Raw genomic sequence first — 19169 nt, forward strand, 5'->3', positions numbered from 1 at the left:
GTTCAACTTTTTTATTGTATAACTCATTGTTTTTTTGAAACAACAAGAGCAAAAAGCTAAATAAATATCGGCGCGATCCCTCAAATATTTACTAGCTTTATAACTTTATAGCATGAAAAGTAAGTTTTGCAAGGATTACAACAAAATTTTAGGTATAAAAATCAGCATAAAGTTATTGATAGATTTTCGAGGTAAACGGCTTTGCAAGGTTATCTCCCACTTGAATATGGCTTTTTACCTGCACACCTTCATGCCACACCAATACGGCAAAACGTTTACCGCCTAATACGGAATAATATTCATCCTGCAGATTAACTATACTAGGTTCCATTTGTGTCAGACTGTTTAGTGACTCCAACCACTCCCCTTTTTCGCGCATTTGTTGCACTTTATCTGCACTGTCAGGAAAGAGCCTTTTCCAAAGCCTTATCGGCACCGCATTAAAATTTAATATCGAGGTGCGTCCTAATGAACAATGTTCTAATAGAGAATCATCTGTAAGCAGGTATGCCGACCAGTGAGCAACGGAATATAATTCAGTGCACGATTGTAAAAGGTAGTTGCTTGTATGATAACCCGAACTTGCTTCTTTGCCAGCGGCAGACTGTGTGTCGTCTTCATCGGCGTAATCTCTCAATGAATCGAGTAGCCTGTGCTTATTGATCGAGCTCACTCGACTATTGTTCAAATATCGCGACAACCAAAACTGTTCACTTGTATTTATCGCAATCAAGCCCGCCATATTTTGTATGGCAAAGGAAAGGCTATTTTCTGTTGTAATAACTTGCCCATCCACTCTTAATTCGTCGCCTGTCGTTCGATTTACGAAGAAACCGTCTTCATTCGTGATAGCACCTTCTGGGTTTCTTCCTTGGCTAATGCCGGCAACGGTTAGCCGCTGGGTAGACAACAAATATATTAATTCGGCTTTTTTTGAATGAGCTAAAGCCAAGTTATAAAAGTTTTGCTGCGACTGAGTAGCAATATTTAGCCGCTCTTCCATTATGACGCTGGCACTACTGATTAATATACTAGCAATAATTAGGAATCCAAGCACAGCTAATAGCACTACGCCTCTTTGAACGGATAGCCTTGACACGTCTTGCGGTTGAAAGATATCTTTAAAATTCATATTCACCAAACGTTGCCATTTCAACGGGTACTTCAGCCGGCCCTCTATTTTTGGGTATGGCAACTACCCAAATTTGATTTTCACTTTCCGTATTGGCAGTAATATAGACCGCGTTTGGTAACACAGATCTTTCGGGACGAAAGATCGATGATTGCTCTTTGTTTTCATTTGCATAGACAAAGCTCAACGGGACGTCAGTTTTGTGTGTATCGACATACTCGCCGGATAGACGATTTACATATCGCAGGGTATAAATATCTTGGTTATGCTTGTCTTCTGCTACCAGTATCTCCCAACTAAGCCGCGTCGGTTGACTGGTTTCAGAATCAATAGCGCCTACAGAAAAGAAGGTGATTGAACGAGCATCACCATAAAAAGAAGGACGCTCTGGGTGAAACTGTATTGCATTTTCTATGCTACTCCTAAACCAAAACGCGGCAAGATTTGCAGAATGATTGAGCTGTTTGTGCTCCAAACGTTCAAAGCTCTTCCAAATTACTGATAACGACGACAATAACAAAGTCGTCACAAGCGACAGAATAACTAAAACAACTAACAACTCCATGATTGTGAAGCCATTTGATTTAGTTATATTGGGATGGATATGTTTCACCCAAAACCTCGCAATTATTGTTCAAGCCACTGCTTAGTCATCGCAGTAGTCACCGATGCAACTTCTCTGTTGTCGATGTAAAAAGACAAATCAACGTTGAACAACACCACATTCCAAGCAGGTTGCCGCCGATAATACTCATTTTTAGATTGCCGTAAGATTGTACTTCGCCAACGAATGACTATTTCCTGTATTTGAAACGAGCCTTCACGCTGTTTTTTGAACTCGACACTTTCCAAATAGGCAATCGCCTGTTCAAGTGTATCTTCTAACTTTAGCTGCTGGTTTACTCTCACACTTGCTCGCTGAGCATTGCTTACCCATTCTGACAACAAACTAATAACAATGGACAAAACAACCAGAGCAACAAGTGATTCTATCAATGAAAAACCCATCGACTTGCGCATGTAAATTTTCTTTGGGTTCAACACTTTCATTTAAATTTGTTATTTCTCGTGAGCATGAACTAGTCAATTTTGAAGCTGAACATAACAATATGGCGGGTCTATTGAATAAACGCGCGTAACGCTGTTAGCTTCTGCAATAGTAAGAGTCGAGCCTTTGCAAAGACCACTACTCAATACAATCAGGTCAGGGTCGAAAAAAAAAGTAAATTTACTCAATTCTTTGGGCAAGTTTTGTATTGCTTGCTCAGACTTAAACCTGACTGGCGTATTCGTCATTTTGGCCTGTATTGGTAATGCAGAAAAAAAGCTCTGTACTTCTCTATCAATCGCTGCATTTTGGGATGACTTTATCCACTGAAATATATTAGGCGCGATTACAGCCGACAGTAAACCAACAATTACAAGAACAACGAGTACTTCCACAATGGTGAAACCCTTTGTAACAGGGAGTTTGTCAAACTTTCGGCACATAACCTACATCTGCATTTAGTCCTTCTCCACCCGCAACACCATCAGCACCATTACTGTATAAATAAAATCCTTGAGGTGCATTGCTATCTACTCTGTATACATATCCTGAGTTCCACGGGTCTAACGGAAGCTCATCATCAAGGTAAGGCCCAGACCAATAGCGATTTTGCTGAGATGGAGCCGTGTTTAAATCTTGGAGCTTCTCAGGGTATCTTCCTACATCTAAACGATAAGTTTGCAAGGCCATCTTCAGAATTTTAATTTGTGCTTCAGCTGCTCTCACCTTTGATGTCTCAGCTTTTCCCAAAAACTGTTGCCCAACAATCCCAGCCAGTAAACCAAGGATGACCAATACTACTAGCAACTCAATCATACTAAAGCCATATTGGCGAGCGTTTATTTTTTTCATTACTTTTTTACTACCTTTTAATTTATTTGAAACACACTTTATTTTTAAATATCAATATTTGTAGTCGCAGTTATGGCCAACACAATACCGACAATCATCACCCCAATTAACACACCGACTATAAGTATCGCGATTGGTTCCATCAAAGTTAGCACTTGTTTCATTTTTCGTTTGCACGATTTGTCATGTAAACTTGCTACTGCTTCAAGCATTTCTCCTAATTGACCGGTTTTATCACCGACTGCGATTAGATTAAGAGAAGTTGCCGGTATCAATCTAGCTTGCTTCAACGCCTCACTAAAAGCAACACCAGCCTCTATCGAGCTTACCATATTAATCGCACGCTTTTGTCTTTTAGTATAATTGGACGCCTGAGCAGCCAGCGCAAGAGCTTCAACCAAGCTGACTTTAGCTTGTAACATCGCAGACGCTAATGCTGCCCATCTAGCAGTGTCCTGTTCGGCTAACCATGAACCAATAACTGGCATATCCAGCATCAAATCCATAATGAATCGACGTACCTTCTGTTGAGTAAAAAACAGAACAAACGCAGCAACCACTATAATCAAACTGCCAGCCACAATAAATGGTGACTCATTCACTGTCTTACCTGCCGATAAGACAGCAAAAGCTAGCCACGGAAGTTCTGTGTCACCATCTAACATATGACTAAACTTAGGCACTACCGAAAAAAATATAATCAACATGGCAGCAATACCAGAGCATATAAGTACTGCAGGATAAGTTAATGCACTCCGTATATCACCACGTATACTCTCTTCATACTGCATTTGTTCTGCAGCATTTTTTAGAGCAACATTGAGTGTACCGCCAAGCTCGCCGGCCTTGATCAGTGGCGAAATAAAACGGGGAAATGGGAGGAAAGACTTAGCTAGAGCATCTGAAAACTTTTCCCCTGCTTCAATATCTGCTGCGATTCGTTTAAATCCGTATGACAGTCTGGGTTTTTCATCATTTTCTGCGATTGCGTAGATTGCATCAATGAGAGATACCCCCGAACCTGCTAAAGTAGCCAGTTCTTGTATTGGTAAAACGAGATCTTTTTCTCTAATTTTTCGCCCACGCGACTCTTTTCGTTCAAACTCAATTATATCAAATACTTGAATTTGTTGCTCTTGTAGCTCGTGTAGGGCCTGCTGTTTGGATATAGCCTCGATCACACCACTTATTCGCGATGCTGTGCTATGCTCCACACCTCGATACTCAAATTTCATTCTAACCTTCTTCGCTATTGCACACTCGTAAAACTTCTTCCACGCTTGTAATACCCATTGACGCTTTGAGAAGTCCATCGGCAAATAAATTACGCGAACCATCTAGTTTAGCTTGTTTTCTAATATCTGCTACAGGTGCAGAATTTGTAATCAATGTTCTCAGCTCTTGCGTCACCGCTACTAGTTCGTATATCCCAACACGCCCTTTGTATCCGCGACCCTGACACTTAGGGCAGCCTACAGCCTTTTTCCAATTGTTTGAATATTCTGCGCTGTCGACAAAGGGTGGCGGAGAGGTCTTTATTGCACACGCGTTACATAATTTTCTGACAAGTCTCTGTGCTTGAACACCTTGAATTGTTGCAGCTATTAAAAATGGCTCAACTCCCATATCAGATAACCTTGGGAACACTGAACAAGCATCATTTGTGTGCAATGTAGAAAGAACTAAGTGTCCTGTGAGCGAGGATTGAATGGCAATTTCTGCGGTTTCGCGATCGCGAATTTCACCCACCATGATAACATCAGGATCTTGACGTAAAAATGTCCTCAAGGCCTTAGCAAATGTATATCCGATTTCCGGCTTTGCTTGAACTTGAGTGATGCCGTCTAACTGAAACTCGACAGGGTCTTCTACTGTTACAATTTTTTCGTTACCCGTTTTGATATCTTTTAATAAGCCATATAGCGTCGTAGATTTACCTGAGCCTGTTGGGCCAGTAACCAATACAATGCCATTGGAGAGTGTCCCCCATTTTTTAATTTGAGCCAAGTGATCAGACTCAAAGCCAAGCTTCGCCAACGAAAGCTCTTCTCGTTTTTTTGGTAACAATCGCATTACGATTGATTCGCCATGCACATCTGGTGCTGTGGAAACGCGAACGTCAAACTCCAAACCCGCACTTCTCGCAGAAAACCGTCCGTCTTGAGGGAGGCGTCGCTCGGCAATATCTAAATCAGAGATAAGTTTGATCCTTGAAGCAATTGCGGGAAAACGTGAAATAGGTTGTTGCATATATTCAATTAACGTTCCGTCAACTCGAAATCTTACAACCATATTTGAGCTACCAGCCTCAATATGAATATCAGATGCTTCGGCTTGTATAGCTTTCTCTAAAAAACTATTAACGAGATTAATAACGGGGGCTTCTTCCGCCAGCGCTGCAACATTTGAACTTGTGGCACCAAACAACTCCGACACTGCTCTTTCTCGTGACAAGTCCTCGACGACATTAGCTAACATTGCGCTAGAAAGCACCAAAAACTGTTTTTCAATTTTTGGCTGAAGCTCAGCAATTACAACAGACAGTGCAAATAAGTTAAATGGATCGTGAATGAATATGCAATAGGCGGAATCAGTTTTAGTTACAAAAATACTTTGTTCTACGCACCAGTCGATTGAAAGCCCTGTTTTTTCGATTTGTTCTAAAATCTCGACAACCGAAGGGCAATCAACAATTTTATTCACATAGTCCCAGTCTAAATACTCTGCAATGCGAGATGCGATAGTCTCCTCGCTAGCCAGAGCCAAACGATTTAATGCCGTTAACTTTGAGCATGCTAGATCTTCAGCTGTATTGTCAATTAGCATAAGCTGCTTATCGCTCAATGCTAATTCTTCTCTTAACTCTGAAATTAGCGCCGACTCAAATTGTTTGATATCGATTGTCAATGGATTTGTCACTTTGATAGAGAACCTTAAAGAGTTTATTCGAAACTACGATTTAGTTGTGTCTGATTGTAGGAGTATATTACACTATAGTTTCAACAATTTATAAACGGATTGAAAGTGTCATCAACAATACTGCTTAAGAACGTTGTCGGGTCGTTGCTTGACAAAATCGAGCCGCTTTTAAGCGAAAACAAAATAGAAATAGACGACACGTCTCACTTTTTTTACGTTTTTAAGAAATACCCCAATAACTTATCACGAAGTGAGTTAAACAAGTGGCGGACTTTACAACAAGAGGTGCTCTCTCCCTTTAAAGAGAGCAAGATATATCGTTTTGACAGCAAACTGGGTATTCACCTTTGGTATACAAAGTCTGATTATAACGGTATACCAGAAACCGCCTTACAGAAACCACTAAACAACGGTGAGCATGTAGTCAAATCCATTCACTTTGCTTACCGACAACATTGGCAAGACGGCATCCTTGCCTCATGTATTGCACTCCATGAGTCACCTGAAAACGCATGTAAAATAAACACTTCAGTATCTGGTTGGGCAATTCAAAAACGAGCAAAAAAAGTACTCACTGCTCCACTAACTTGGTTTAAGGCAGTACTGTTATTGCTAATATTATTTACAATAACAATGACCTCAGCTTGGTTAACTCACTATTATCAATTAACTAGTATTACCGCGGAAAATGAAGTACTTGCAGATGCTGTTTCACCCAAATTATTAAAAAGAGAAAAGTTGGTAAATGCCATTCAAACCTTGGAAACCGTAGGTGATTGGCAGAATGAATTCTTTGAATTACCTGTGGCACTTGGGATGGCGATAAATGAACTAAATTCATCATCAAACATCAAAATTAATAGATGGCAATGGCAAAATAAAATGTTAATCATCGAGTTCAGCTCTGAGGACACGGATATTACGCGACTCGTGGAACGGACTCAACAAATAGAAAATGTTGATGGAGCAAATATTAAACCCCATAATGATGAAGACACGTGGTTGCTTGAGATACAATGGAACTAATAAATAGAAAGTCCGAAAATCTAGGAAAAACAATTACAAATATTAAGGAACAACCGAGACTTCAATGGATGCTACTTACTGTGTTAATTTTGAGTATAGTATTGGTTGGAAGTAGTATTTTTGAGCACATTAGAGCGTTAAAAAACGATATTGATTCAGCAGTTGCGATGCATGTAAGGTTAAATGCAGTAAAAAACTCAGAACTATCAGCTGAACTACTAGAGCTTTATGAAAACTATCAAACCCAAGTGCTGTCAAATATACCGACTGCTAGCTCTCAAAGTGCAGCGGAAGCCTCCGCTTTATCTAAGTTAGAAGCGTCGTTTAACACAATATTAGAAAGAAATCGTTTTAACTTGTTGGGCTCTGAAAAGATTGAAACGCCCTCCTCTAACTTATGGAGTGTGCGTGTAGAAATAAATGGGCGATTAAGTGAGAGTAATGTTTTGCGTTTTCTAGAGAACGTAGAGCCAACAGCGCAAAATATACGTGTTGCTTCTATGCAATATTCTCCCAAAGCCTCAAATTCAGTTATAATTGTCATCGATTTGCTTTTTAAGGAACAGCTAGCTAAATGAGAAAGCTTAATATTTTTTATGCAGTGTCTGTCTTCTTAAGTGTTGCCGCGGGTATAATGATGATGTATGCGCCTCAGAACTTTTCTAATAGTCCCGAAGAATTTTCGGAAACGTTTACTCCTTCAAAAAATCAGTTTGATTGGAAAGCCGTCATCACTAACGTATCTCAGTTTGCTCCCCAAGAAAAAAACGAAACGGTCACAACTATTGAAAAAGCAGAAAATATCCAAATTGATCCTAACGATATCTCAGCAATCAAGCTCATAGGTCTAATTCCCGATAACAAAACCTTGGCTATTGTTTTGGTTCCAGTTGTCGATGCCGAGAAGTCAAGTATCGACTATGAAACCCTAAACGTAACACTTGGGTCGTCAATTTTAGACGGGTGGGTATTAAGTGATGTTGGTGCAACAACTGCAACTTGGCAGCACCATGCAAGCAACACCTCGCATACCCATCGTCTTTTTGAACCTCATTCATAAAACAAGAAGTCATAACGAAATGAACCTAAGCAATTTGAAAAAAACTATTCTTAAGTCTTTATTGGTATCGAGTGCGGTACTGACTATTGTAAGCTGCGCCCATTTTGACGGACCCGCAAAAAAACTTTCAAAAATTGATAAACAAACTTTTTCTTCAAAGCTGAGAGAACCTAAACCTTCTGCAAAGCAAGAGGAGCCCATAACACTTACTATCGATAGTGAGGATGGAAGTATTGTTCGCACTGAAGTAAGAAAAGCCCCCTCACTGTCTGTAAAGCAAAAGAGTGAAGTTGCCAGTGATGTTGTTCTCCCAAAGCTAGATAACACCAATAAAATTAGCAGATTAAGCTTCAACAATATGCCCGTAAGCGCATTTATTAACGAAATTTTTGGGAATCAACTTGGCTTAGGTTTTGTTATTGAGCCGCAAGTAGCAAAAGCATCAGATCTTATCACCATGCGCTTGGCCTCACCTTTAGATGCGCGCGCACTATATAGGGTTGCTACCCAAACGCTCGCCCCTTACGGTGTTACCACTGCAATCAACGATGATATACTTGTGTTTAGTTTTTCAGAAGATGCTAGTGCGCAAGACACTCCGTTACTAGTAAGTGGAAAAGCTTTACCAGAAGTGCCATCAAGTAACCGCCCACTATTTTACATCTATCCTTTGAAATCAGTTGGTGCCAGCAACGTCGTAATATATCTCAAGCAATTGTTTAAACCCAATGAATTGAATATTAAACCTGAATTAGACAACAACGCAGTAATTTTTCAAGGAACCAAGGCTCGAGTCGAACAAGGGATAGCTGCAGCTAAGCTGTTTGACCAACCAGAAATGACAGGCATGCATAGCCGAATTTTTAATCCACAATCAGGCACAGTAAGCGAATTGTCTTTCAATTTAGAGCAAATATTAAAAACTGAAGGTTTTGCAGTCAGTACTGGTGACTCATTAGGAACAGCAATAAAACTACTTCCACTAGAAAGTGTGGGGCAACTTATTGTATTTGCCAAATCCAAGGAAGTTTTAGAGCACATTGAATCATGGATATCGGCAATAGAAATCCGTACTCAAAGCGAAATTGAGGAGGGCTTTTTTAGTTATGCAGTACAAAGCACACTCGCAACACACGTAGTCACGGTGCTCGGAGAACTAGGCGTAACAAATTATTCTGCATCTGAGAGTTCAAGTGAGGCAACTGAAGATTCTGACATTGGCAATTTAAGTGCAGGTAACGTGCGTTCAACCGCTAGCAATAGAAGAACGAGGAGTGGTAACTCAGAAAAATCATCTGGTTTGTATACCGTGGACGAAAAGCTAAACACTATACTTTTCAAGGGAAGTGGAAAGGAATGGTTAAAGGTACTTCCCGTTATTAAACGCCTGGATAAGCCTGCTCCGTCAGTTATGATTGAAGCTATTGTGGTTGAAGTAACATTAAATGACGAAACAGAAACAGGTGTCCAATGGTTAGCAAGAGCAGGTCTTGATAGGTTCACTAGTTCAAGTTCTACTAATTTTGAAATCGACAATGCTGGGAGTGGATTTGCATTTAGCTTAGTTAACCCTCTTGACAGTGCAGGGATCACTCGAGCAACAATCAACGCGTTTTATCAAAATGATCAAGCAACCATAAGGTCTAGGCCTCGCTTGATGGTGAAAAGCGGAGAAGAAGCAACGTTTGATGCGTTAACACGCATACCAATCATATCTTCAACTATTCAAAGTACTGAAACAGGGACTGCACCGACGGTTCAAAATGTTAACTATTTGGATACAGGGGTTACACTGGAGATAAAACCAACGGTACATGCCTCTGGTTTTGTAGATATAGAAGTAACGCAATCATTCAGCCAATCGACCACTGAACCCGGTGCTGCAGGTAACCCTGAAATAACAGAGCGTAGAATAAATACAAAAGTCACGTTACGGGACGGAGGTTCCGTTTTGCTTGGGGGCTTAATTTCGTCTGCAACTTCGGACGTTAACCAAGGTGTCCCGCTGCTCGGAAAATTACCTTTTATCGGAAAGTTATTTAGTGCTGACTTTGAAAGGCAAGACCGAACGGAGTTAATGATTATGATAATCCCCTACGTATCTAACTCCCCAATAGAATCTGAAGCACTAACGGATGAGTTACAATTGCAACGTCTAAGAGATTTAAATATACATTGATCCTAAGGAGGTAATAAGTGAAGAAAACAATCAAAAGTAGCATGCTTATTGCGTACATGAGTTTGAGCTATGGAGCTGCTGCAAATAATGCCGAATTTTCCAATCATGTTGAATTGAAAAATTTCGATTGTGCTAAAGAATTTGAATCTCAAATCGAAATACTTGGAAGGGGTAGTAATTACCCCTCGTTTATCGCTTCTGACATACTAGAAGAACTAATAAAACAAGATGAAGCGTCTCAATTGATCTCTGCCACATGTACGTCTGAGGTAGAGTTGGGTATTAAGTCAATAAAGATAAAAAACAATGGTGAAAACGCTACGGCCATTGATTATTTAGAAGCTAAATTTCCCATGGAACTCGTGGTTTTTAATGGAGAGGAAAACTGGATTCTCGATGCTGCGATTAAATATGAAGTCAACGGGCTAGTATCTAAGCAAACACCAAAGTTAACTAAACATTTTATTGTGAATGGCTCATACGATATGAACAGAGTTAAATTAAAAGAACTACCACTTATATTGCAACAGTGATTTATTAATTACAAAAATGCCTCAAATCAAATGATTATAAAGTTGTGTAACGGTCTACTGTGCCGACCTAATGGTTTTGGACACCCAATTAGGCTGTTTTTAAACAGTTTAGCTCATATCCCGCTGAACGATAGTGATTTCTGGTGTACAGAGATAAAAGCTCGCTCTAGCAAACTTAAAGCAGTGCTTTCCACCATTCATCATTTTCTAAATACCACTCAATTGTTTTGTCTATACCCGACTCAAATGACTCCACCGGCGCATAACCAAGCTCTCTCGTCGTTTTAGTAGCATCAATCGCATAACGTCTGTCGTGCCCTGCTCTATCTGTAACGTAGGTAATTAATGAGGCCGAGTCGCCTGCCGCGGCTCTTGTGGCTAAGGGATATTTTTTTAGTAATGCTGGCTTACTGGCAAATGCCTTGTCCATCTTCTCACAAATTAGTTTTACAATATCGATATTCGCCCACTCATTGTGCCCGCCAATATTGTAGTTTTCTCCCACCGTTCCATGCTTAATTACAAGCTCAATGCCTCTCGCATGATCCTCTACATAAAGCCAATCCCGAATTTGCTGCCCGTCACCGTAAATAGGCAATGGCTTGTCAAAGAGGATATTTGTTAACACCAACGGTATCAGCTTTTCTGGGAAATGATAGGGACCATAGTTATTGGAACAGTTGCTAGTACTGACGTTTAATCCATATGTGTGATGGTAGGCACGTACCAGGTGGTCACTAGCCGCTTTGCTAGCTGAATACGGGGAATTTGGCGCATAAGGCGTATCTTCTGTGAAAGCAGGGTCAGCGGGCGATAAGGTACCGTAGACTTCATCTGTGCTCACGTGATGAAACCGGTGCGAAACGGGTTTATCTGATTCATCCAGCCATACTTTTTTGGCAGCCTTTAACAAAGAATAGGTGCCAATAATATTTGTTTCAACGAATGCATCAGGACCCGTTATTGAACGGTCAACGTGAGACTCAGCCGCAAAATGTACGATAGTATCAATACTGTGCTTCTCAATTAAGTCTGTTACTAACTGTGTATCGCAAATATCTCCTTTTACAAAGCTAAAAGCAGGATTGTCTTTGACTAGTTCCAAGCTCGCAAGGTTGCCTGCGTAGGTCAATAAATCAATCACGACAAGCCTATCGTCTGGATTATTCTTTAGCCAATAATGTACGAAATTGGCACCAATAAACCCTGCGCCACCCGTAACTAGGAGTCGATTTGACATGTTTTTTTAATTCCTAACTATATTTTGTTGATTGACAACTGATTAATAACAATTTCTAGCTCATCTCGCCAATGATTCAATGTTAAATCAGGTAATGCTTGCTTTAACGATGTTTTTGACAACACACTGTATGTTGGCCGTTTTGCCGGCGTTTGAAATGCCGAAGACGACACGGGATAAATCGGCACTCTTGTTTCAATCAGTCCTTTAGCCACCGCAATATCTTGAATCGCAACGGCAAAATCATACCAACTCGCAACACCTTCATCCGTGACATGATGCACACCAGTTAAGCAGTTGTTCAAAGCAGCTAAACATGCTTTTGCTAGCGTATGCGCTGAAGTTGGGCTGCCGATTTGATCATCTATGACTTGAAGCTGAGGTTTGCTAGCCATTAATTCTATCATTGTTTTCACAAAATTATTGCCAAACACAGAATACACCCAACTTGTACGTAAAATACATGTTCTCTCAGTGAATGAAGACAACAGTAGAGTTTCGCCAGCCGCTTTGCTTTCACCATATCGGTTGAGAGGTTTGTGTTCATCATTAGGTAAATAAGGTGAGCCTTTGTCTCCAGAGAAAACATAATCTGTAGAAACATGTACAAAATGTACGCCTAATTTTTTAGCCGCATGCGCAATATTTTTTACCGCATCAGCATTCAGCTCAAAGGCTTCGTGTTTATTTGACTCGGCCAAATCAACCGCTGTGTAGGCAGAGGCATTAATAATGCCTGATGGTTTAAGTTTAGCAATGGTAGTCAGGCAGCCCTCACTATTAACTAAGTCAATGTCTTCTCTGCCCAAGCAATGCACATTCGAATCAAGCGATTTTATGGCTCTCGCTAGTTGACCGTTTTTTCCAATAACTAAGATCATATTAAGCTCTAAAATACCGGTGCATCGGTAAAGGAAAGGCCAGCTTCATCTTTAGCTGACAATTTAGCTCTTCCCCCTTGGTGTATAGGCCAGTCAATAGCGAGTTGAGGGTCATCAAACTTAATAGAAACTTCTGATTTGGGGTGATAATAGTCTGTGCATTTATACACGAACTCAGCACTATCACTGGTAACATAAAAGCCGTGAGCAAAACCCGCAGGCACCCACAGCTGACGTTTGTTTTCCGCACTTAACTCATAACCGACCCATTGTCCAAAAGTGGCGCTCGATTTACGTAAGTCCACCGCGACATCAAATACACTACCGCTAATGACTCTGACTAGCTTACCTTGCGTGTGTTCAAGCTGATAATGCAAGCCGCGCAGAATTCCCTTTGCTGATTTACTGTGATTGTCTTGCACAAATGTGACATCGGCGCAGTGCTCACGAAACCAGTCATCGCGAAACGTTTCTAAAAAAAAACCTCGCTCATCCCCAAATACTTGCGGCTCAATTACTTTAACGTCAGGGATATCGGTTGCAATTACTTTCATTATTATTTTATTTTCTCATCTAAGATTTTCATCAAATACTGTCCGTAGCCACTTTTTACTAAAGGCTGGGCTAAGGCTTGTAAGTCTTCTTTACTTATATAACCTTTCCTGAATGCAATTTCTTCTGGGCAACATATTTTTAGCCCTTGCCTTTTTTCAATGTTCGCAATGAAATTTGAAGCATCTAGCAAACTATCAACAGTGCCAGTATCTAACCAAGCTGAACCTCGCCCCATAAGTTGAACGTTTAAATTATCTCTTGCTAAGTACATATTGTTGAGATCAGTTATTTCTAGTTCGCCACGGGGTGATGGCTTAACTTGCTTGGCTAACTCGACAACCTGATTGTCGTAAAAATACAAACCTGTAACCGCGTAGCTGGATTTTGGTTTACTAGGCTTTTCTTCAATAGAAAGAGCTTTCCAATCATCATCAAAGTCGACAACACCGTAGCGCTCCGGATCATTCACATGATAACCAAAAACAGTTGCCCCGTTGGCTTGTTGACTAGCAACTTCTAGAGATTTTTGTAGATCATGACCGTAAAAAAGGTTATCACCCAAAATCAGGGTACATGGGTCATTTGCAATAAAATCTTCACCTATGAGGAAAGCTTGTGCCAAACCATCGGGAGAAGGCTGAGGCAAATACTCAATGGAGATACCCAAGGATTCACCACTACCTAACAAATCCTTAAACCTTGGCAACTCGTTGGGTGTACTGATTATCAATATATCTCTTATGCCAGCTAACATAAGCGTTGCCAGCGGATAGTAAATCATGGGTTTATCATATACCGGCATAAGCTGTTTACTCACCACTGAAGTAAGTGGGTGCAAACGTGAGCCTGTGCCGCCAGCCAGAATAATTCCTTTACGCGCCATTCTATCTCCTATTTTAGCTCATCTACTGTCGCGATGATGAGCTTACCAATACCAAAAATTAAGTTAAGAAAGACAAACACGAGTAAGGTAGAATAAAACACCTTTGGATAAGTATTATCTTCTGGCAGAAATGCGCTATCTATCACTACCAAGTATTTAAGTTGTCGATAAGCTTCTATTCTGGATTTTTCGAGCGAAATTTTAGAAGCAGAGTATGATTCAAGCGCAAACTCTAAATCTATCTTGAAGTCTGTAAACTGATTCAGAATTTGATTGACAGGCGTATCTGTAGAGTCGCTATTTTCCAGATTGGAACTGGTTAATCGCTGCCTCTCTTCAGCCAGCTGCTGCTCCAAACTGATAAGTTGTTCACTGGCTTGGACTACGGGAGGCGCTGAGCTACTCATGCTGCTCTTTAAAGCATTTAGTTCGGCTTTTTTTGCGGCAATCTGACTTTCTAAGCCAAATGTAATTTGCTGAAGAGCCGCCAACTCGGCTTCGGGGTCAATAAGGTTGTACTGACGCTGAAACTGCAACAGCTTGTTTTGAGCCTGCTGAAGCTTTTCTTCGACCCTGTCATGCTCTGTTTGCACAAAAGACAGTTGCGCTTTGGCGAGATCATGGCCTATTTTATTGATATACCATTCTGCTCTTGTAGCAATTGCTTTTGCTAATAACTGCGCATATTCAGGGGTAAAAGCCTGAACATTGACCGAAATAATTCCGCTTGTGACATCAATATCTGCAGATATTCTCTTTGTAAAATAAGCATGACGAGTCTCAAGGGACGCATCCTCTTCTAATCGACTAAAAAAATCCAAACGTTTATCAGAATAATGCTCCGAAAAGGAGTAAGTAGCTTCTAAATATTGAAGCATATCGTTTGAAAAAATATAGGCCTTTACCAGCTCATTGTCGGTCGTCGCCTTTGCACCTGACATAGAAGAAAGTAATGCTAACTCTGGCGTAAGTGTAGCACCAGCATCAGGTTGCTCAACCATTAATAAAGTTGTACTTTCATACCGTGGACTCGCGATAAATGCCAAAAAAATCAAAGTCAAAACACAAGGCAGGAGTACGATCAGCTTGTATCCATGAGCACTTAATATGTCAAAAAACTGAGCAAAATAATGCGCTACCCCATTTGTCACTTTTGACGACGGAGTGCGATCGTCATGGCTTCTATTCTCACCAAAAAAGTCCTTGTTTTTTGGGGTACTAAAAAGCTCCCAACGCATTTGAGCCTCTTCTATTTTACCCAAGGCTTCATGATTATTTTTGTTAATGCTCTTCAGCCTAACAAAAATACGTTTAACTACACTATCATTAACATTTGTGAGTCGTTTAACTTCAGTCAGCAAAAATTCCGTATCATCTCTTTGCGATGGCGTTAACCCGCTCATGTAATCATCTGGACTCAAATTTTTTAGCGTATCGTCTGGATTACTCCCTGCTTTATCTTTCACAACATCTCATACCTTTCAATCGCCTCACTCAGATCATCATAGTAAACAAGCTGTCCCTTATCCAAAACAATTGCGCTATCACAAAATAGTTTTAGTTCACTTGTTTGGTGACTTACCATAATGACACTGGACATTTCACTTCGGTCATACAATGCCCTTCGCGCCTTTTTTTTGAAACCTGCATCGCCAACAGAAGTGACCTCATCAATCAAGTATACATCGAAATCCAAAGCAACCGAACAAGCAAATGCAAGCCTAGGTTTCATACCAGAAGAATAGGTGCGAACAGGTAAGTCATACTTTGCACCTAGTTCAGAAAATGCTTTCACTCGACGTTCATATTCGTCTAGGTCACTGACACCGTTAATTCGCCCTATAAAGCGGGTGTTTTCTCTTCCTGTCATAGCTTGATGGATACCTGTCGAGAGGGCAACAGGCCAAGAAATCGTTTTTTCTGAGATAATTTTACCAGAATTCGGAAATTCACTAGCCGCTAGTAACCTAAATAATGTTGATTTACCCGCGCCATTTTTACCAAGTAAAGCAATATTCCTGTCAGTTGGAATCGAAAAATTAAGTGATTCAAAAACATACTGCTTACCCAATTCTGAAGGGTAATACTTAGTTACGTCTATGAGCTCAATCACCTAGAAATTGCCCCTTTCCATGATGCGCGATAAAACAAGAGAGAAAAAGCAGTCATGACTAATAAAACTTCGAGTATGAAGGATTGAGAAACGCCAACTTTTCCATAAGAGGTGTACGAGTAATAACGAGCTAACTCGGTTGCATGCAGTAAAGGGTTCCAGTCCAGTAACCACCAATACTCTTTAGGTATATCTCTTAAGGAAAAAAAGATACCCGAAATAAAAAACAAAGGACGAGTCATCATATTTTTAAATTTATTAATTTCGGGAATGTATAGCTGAGCAATGCCAAAAATTAGACCTGCAATTCCACCTATAAACCACACAGTAAAGAAGATAGATATGACGCCCAGTGGATTATCAATTCTGATTTCCATCATCAATAAGTACATCACGACAGTAATGCCGATAATAACGAATATTTTTACAATTCCTTCAAAAACAGCACAAGCAATAACTGGGCTTATTGGCTGCACTTGCCTAAACGCAAACAACGGCTTTGACTTTTTAATAGCCATGCTTGAAGCATTAAAAGTCTGTAGAAACAATTGAAAAATTAGTAAGCCATATGCCATAAAGGTAAAGGTCGGCATAGAATATGTTTCACCACCATCAAGGCGGCCTCTAACAAATGACAAAACAAAAATGAAAACAATGGGGTTGAGTATCGCCCAACTGAGACCCAATTTATCACTGAAGCCGGTTTTTATTTCTCTGACCATAAGCGAGTATATAACATCCCGCCAAACGCGCCATTTGCTTCTCTTTCTAGCAATTGCCATTTTTAGTCAAATGCGACATTTGCTGCCACTGCAATTTGAAAGATTATCTGAGTAATATCTTTTACAGACTGCATGAGCTTTTCGTCCACTTTGGGCAACACCAATATTTGGTCACCGGGCGCTAACTTGTAATCTGATTGTCCAGAAAACCAGTTTGTATTGCTCAAACTAACTATACTCGATGCGCCATTGGTATGGAGTATAACTATAGTGTCTTGATTAGCTCTATCAGAGTATCCTCCCGCCCAATTTATATAGTCTTTAATTGAAGCTCCCTCATTGAACACAATCGCTTGCGGGAACACCACTTCTCCCGAAATATTGATCAAATCCGACTTTGGAGGGATGACTATCGTATCGCCCTGTTCCAAAAGTATATTTGCTGCCTTACCGTCAATAGACACAACCACTTTCCCAGTTGGTTCTATTTGCCTTGCTCGCTCAATAAATTGAGAGACCAATTGTGCTTCTTGTGCTCTAAGACGAGCCTCACCATCAGAGGATGCGGGCGCAGTATAAACATTCCTCTCTAAACGAGACAATGAAGCATCTAAAAGTTCCTTTTGTTGCTGTTTTACACTTTCACGGACAACATATATTGACTGCAAATTTGCTTGTTCCGGATCAACCTCAACGTAATCCAACAAATTCGACAAACGTGTTGAAGTTGGCACGGCATAAAAAGAAGGACCTAAGTAACTTCCAGATAACTCAACACTGATGACTTGCGGACGCAAATCTTCATTAAATAGTAATTCGTCACCGTTACGAAGAGTAAAGTTTAAAAATTCGTCTCTTGATAGATATAAGGCAATCGGTTTTTTATCCCGAACACCATTTATCGCTATGTGGCTGATGCTAACATCAGGCTTTGCTAGCTCTACTAAATCACTACCCCTTATTGAATCTTCTGAAAATTCGAAAGACAGCCTTGTCTCACCCTCTGTCACACTTACACTGGGACCTCGAAAGGAAGCAAATATTACGTCACCATCTTTAAATGCATGCTCGACTAACTTTCCTTTAGTCAGGAAATCATACAAGTCTATCGTCTGCAGTAACTCACCATTACGAATAATTTTGATGCTCCTGTACGAGCCTTTTTTGGGATCAATACCTCCGGCTCGCTTTAAGTAAAATAGGACAGAGTCACTGGATGTCCCTGCATAGACACCCGGAATAGACACCCCGCCTGACACCATGACACCCACAGGTGTGGTAGCCAACAAATTTACGTAAATATTAACGTTATCGGTATACACGCTTTTAATTTTTTGTGACACCACTTGGTTCAAATTCTGGGCTGTCACGTCTTGTAAATTTATAGGACCAACATTAGGAATGAATAGATTTAACTGATTGTCAACAATGTGGATATCAGATTGATTGACCGCGCCCCACAATTGAACGGAAATTTTATCACCCGCTGCAAGCAAATATTCAGGATTAGTCAACACTCTGCGTTGTGTTACATTTACATCGTCAAAAAGAGCGTGACCAAAAGGCTTAAACTCGTCAATTTGTTCATAACCTTCTTCAATATTTTGCCCAATATCTGTCTGTTGTTCTGAAGTATTAATAAAATTTTCTAGGTCTTGAACAGTCGCTACATTCTCTTTTTCCTGCGATACATTCGATTGCCCGAATGCCAAGCTCGGAATCAATACAATAATAAGCACGAATAAATTTTTTATCATTGATTTTTACTTAGTAAAGCGTGGGGTAGCAGTATTAACTCACCGTTGACATCACAAATTCTCACATCAACCGAAGATTGACTAGCCCTAGCGAATGAGCATTTATTGCCATTTGCTGAAATATAGAGCCTTAGAATACGATAGACAGATGAATTGATTGAAACTGTATCTTGATCAAGAAGGGTACTCGACGGAACAAATCCATGTTGTATTGTAGGAATATCTAGAGTTCTAGTTTTAACGCTAACACATGCACTCAAGCTAAAACT

At 40.3% G+C, this 19169-nt stretch carries 20 protein-coding genes; 5 read left to right on the forward strand and 15 right to left on the reverse strand.

The genetic code is table 11. The features are described 5' to 3' along the window. Nucleotides 1-172: 172 nt before the first annotated feature. The 7 genes from ACFOHL_RS09945 to ACFOHL_RS09975 form a co-directional block, all read right to left on the reverse strand. Nucleotides 173-1132 (reverse strand): hypothetical protein, encoded by a 960-nt coding sequence (locus ACFOHL_RS09945; RefSeq protein ID WP_376920072.1) that lies wholly within the window; start codon nt 1130-1132, stop codon nt 173-175. Then, nucleotides 1122-1745: a prepilin-type N-terminal cleavage/methylation domain-containing protein gene (locus ACFOHL_RS09950; RefSeq protein ID WP_376920073.1), complete on the reverse strand. Its 624-nt coding sequence runs from the start codon at nt 1743-1745 to the stop codon at nt 1122-1124. The genes ACFOHL_RS09945 and ACFOHL_RS09950 overlap by 11 nt, the downstream gene beginning before the upstream one ends. Before the next feature lie 14 nt (nt 1746-1759). Beyond that, entirely contained in the window at nt 1760-2152 is a 393-nt protein-coding gene (locus ACFOHL_RS09955) for a type II secretion system protein J (RefSeq protein ID WP_376920074.1), read from the reverse strand. A gap of 63 nt (nt 2153-2215) precedes the next feature. Next, on the reverse strand, nt 2216-2623 hold the full coding sequence (locus ACFOHL_RS09960; protein ID WP_376920075.1) for a prepilin-type N-terminal cleavage/methylation domain-containing protein: 408 nt from the start codon (nt 2621-2623) through the stop codon (nt 2216-2218). After that, nucleotides 2607-3032 carry a type II secretion system major pseudopilin GspG gene (gene gspG, locus ACFOHL_RS09965; protein WP_376920076.1) on the reverse strand — a complete coding sequence of 142 codons (426 nt, stop codon included), beginning with the start codon at nt 3030-3032 and terminating at the stop codon, nt 2607-2609. Before gspG ends, ACFOHL_RS09960 begins: the two co-directional genes overlap by 17 nt. A gap of 44 nt (nt 3033-3076) precedes the next feature. Then, on the reverse strand, nt 3077-4267 hold the full coding sequence (locus tag ACFOHL_RS09970; RefSeq protein WP_376920077.1) for a type II secretion system F family protein: 1191 nt from the start codon (nt 4265-4267) through the stop codon (nt 3077-3079). 1 nt (nt 4268) lies between these two features. Next, on the reverse strand, nt 4269-5951 hold the full coding sequence (locus ACFOHL_RS09975) for a GspE/PulE family protein (protein WP_376920078.1): 1683 nt from the start codon (nt 5949-5951) through the stop codon (nt 4269-4271). Nucleotides 5952-6056: 105 nt separating this feature from the next. Here ACFOHL_RS09975 and ACFOHL_RS09980 point away from each other — a divergent pair, with 105 nt between their 5' ends. From ACFOHL_RS09980 to ACFOHL_RS10000, 5 genes are all read left to right on the forward strand, one after another. Continuing rightward, a complete protein-coding gene (locus tag ACFOHL_RS09980; RefSeq protein ID WP_376920079.1) occupies nt 6057-6977 on the forward strand; it encodes a hypothetical protein in 921 nt (306 codons plus the stop codon). Between the two features lie 80 nt (nt 6978-7057). Further along, nucleotides 7058-7555 carry a hypothetical protein gene (locus ACFOHL_RS09985; protein ID WP_376920080.1) on the forward strand — a complete coding sequence of 166 codons (498 nt, stop codon included), beginning with the start codon at nt 7058-7060 and terminating at the stop codon, nt 7553-7555. After that, nucleotides 7552-8037, forward strand: a complete 486-nt coding sequence (locus ACFOHL_RS09990; protein ID WP_376920081.1) for a hypothetical protein — start codon at nt 7552-7554, stop codon at nt 8035-8037. The genes ACFOHL_RS09985 and ACFOHL_RS09990 overlap by 4 nt, the downstream gene beginning before the upstream one ends. A gap of 19 nt (nt 8038-8056) precedes the next feature. After that, on the forward strand, nt 8057-10216 hold the full coding sequence (locus ACFOHL_RS09995; RefSeq protein ID WP_376920082.1) for a type II and III secretion system protein: 2160 nt from the start codon (nt 8057-8059) through the stop codon (nt 10214-10216). Between the two features lie 17 nt (nt 10217-10233). Continuing rightward, the gene (locus ACFOHL_RS10000; RefSeq protein ID WP_376920083.1) at nt 10234-10749 is read left to right on the forward strand and encodes a hypothetical protein; all 516 of its coding nucleotides are present in this window, start codon (nt 10234-10236) and stop codon (nt 10747-10749) included. A gap of 175 nt (nt 10750-10924) precedes the next feature. Here the strand turns inward: ACFOHL_RS10000 and rfbB are convergent, their stop codons facing one another. From rfbB to ACFOHL_RS10040, 8 genes are read right to left on the reverse strand one after another with little or no spacing between them, the layout of a single operon-like run. Beyond that, nucleotides 10925-11989, reverse strand: coding sequence for a dTDP-glucose 4,6-dehydratase (gene rfbB, locus ACFOHL_RS10005; protein ID WP_376920084.1), 1065 nt, complete (start codon nt 11987-11989; stop codon nt 10925-10927). Between the two features lie 17 nt (nt 11990-12006). Next, a complete protein-coding gene (gene rfbD, locus ACFOHL_RS10010; protein ID WP_376920085.1) occupies nt 12007-12870 on the reverse strand; it encodes a dTDP-4-dehydrorhamnose reductase in 864 nt (287 codons plus the stop codon). 8 nt (nt 12871-12878) lie between these two features. Next, the gene (rfbC, locus tag ACFOHL_RS10015; protein ID WP_376920086.1) at nt 12879-13424 is read right to left on the reverse strand and encodes a dTDP-4-dehydrorhamnose 3,5-epimerase; all 546 of its coding nucleotides are present in this window, start codon (nt 13422-13424) and stop codon (nt 12879-12881) included. A gap of 2 nt (nt 13425-13426) precedes the next feature. After that, nucleotides 13427-14308, reverse strand: a complete 882-nt coding sequence (rfbA, locus tag ACFOHL_RS10020) for a glucose-1-phosphate thymidylyltransferase RfbA (RefSeq protein ID WP_376920087.1) — start codon at nt 14306-14308, stop codon at nt 13427-13429. A gap of 8 nt (nt 14309-14316) precedes the next feature. Continuing rightward, nucleotides 14317-15774, reverse strand: coding sequence for a lipopolysaccharide biosynthesis protein (locus ACFOHL_RS10025; RefSeq protein ID WP_376920088.1), 1458 nt, complete (start codon nt 15772-15774; stop codon nt 14317-14319). Further along, nucleotides 15771-16421, reverse strand: a complete 651-nt coding sequence (locus ACFOHL_RS10030) for an ABC transporter ATP-binding protein (RefSeq protein ID WP_376920089.1) — start codon at nt 16419-16421, stop codon at nt 15771-15773. The genes ACFOHL_RS10025 and ACFOHL_RS10030 overlap by 4 nt, the downstream gene beginning before the upstream one ends. Further along, the gene (locus ACFOHL_RS10035; RefSeq protein WP_376920090.1) at nt 16418-17203 is read right to left on the reverse strand and encodes an ABC transporter permease; all 786 of its coding nucleotides are present in this window, start codon (nt 17201-17203) and stop codon (nt 16418-16420) included. The genes ACFOHL_RS10030 and ACFOHL_RS10035 overlap by 4 nt, the downstream gene beginning before the upstream one ends. A 2-nt stretch (nt 17204-17205) precedes the next feature. Further along, the gene (locus tag ACFOHL_RS10040; RefSeq protein ID WP_376920091.1) at nt 17206-18900 is read right to left on the reverse strand and encodes a polysaccharide biosynthesis/export family protein; all 1695 of its coding nucleotides are present in this window, start codon (nt 18898-18900) and stop codon (nt 17206-17208) included. Nucleotides 18901-19169: the final 269 nt, after the last annotated feature.

The sequence above is a fragment of the Agaribacter flavus genome, assembly GCF_042646125.1.
GTDB lineage: Bacteria > Pseudomonadota > Gammaproteobacteria > Enterobacterales > Alteromonadaceae > Glaciecola > Glaciecola flavus.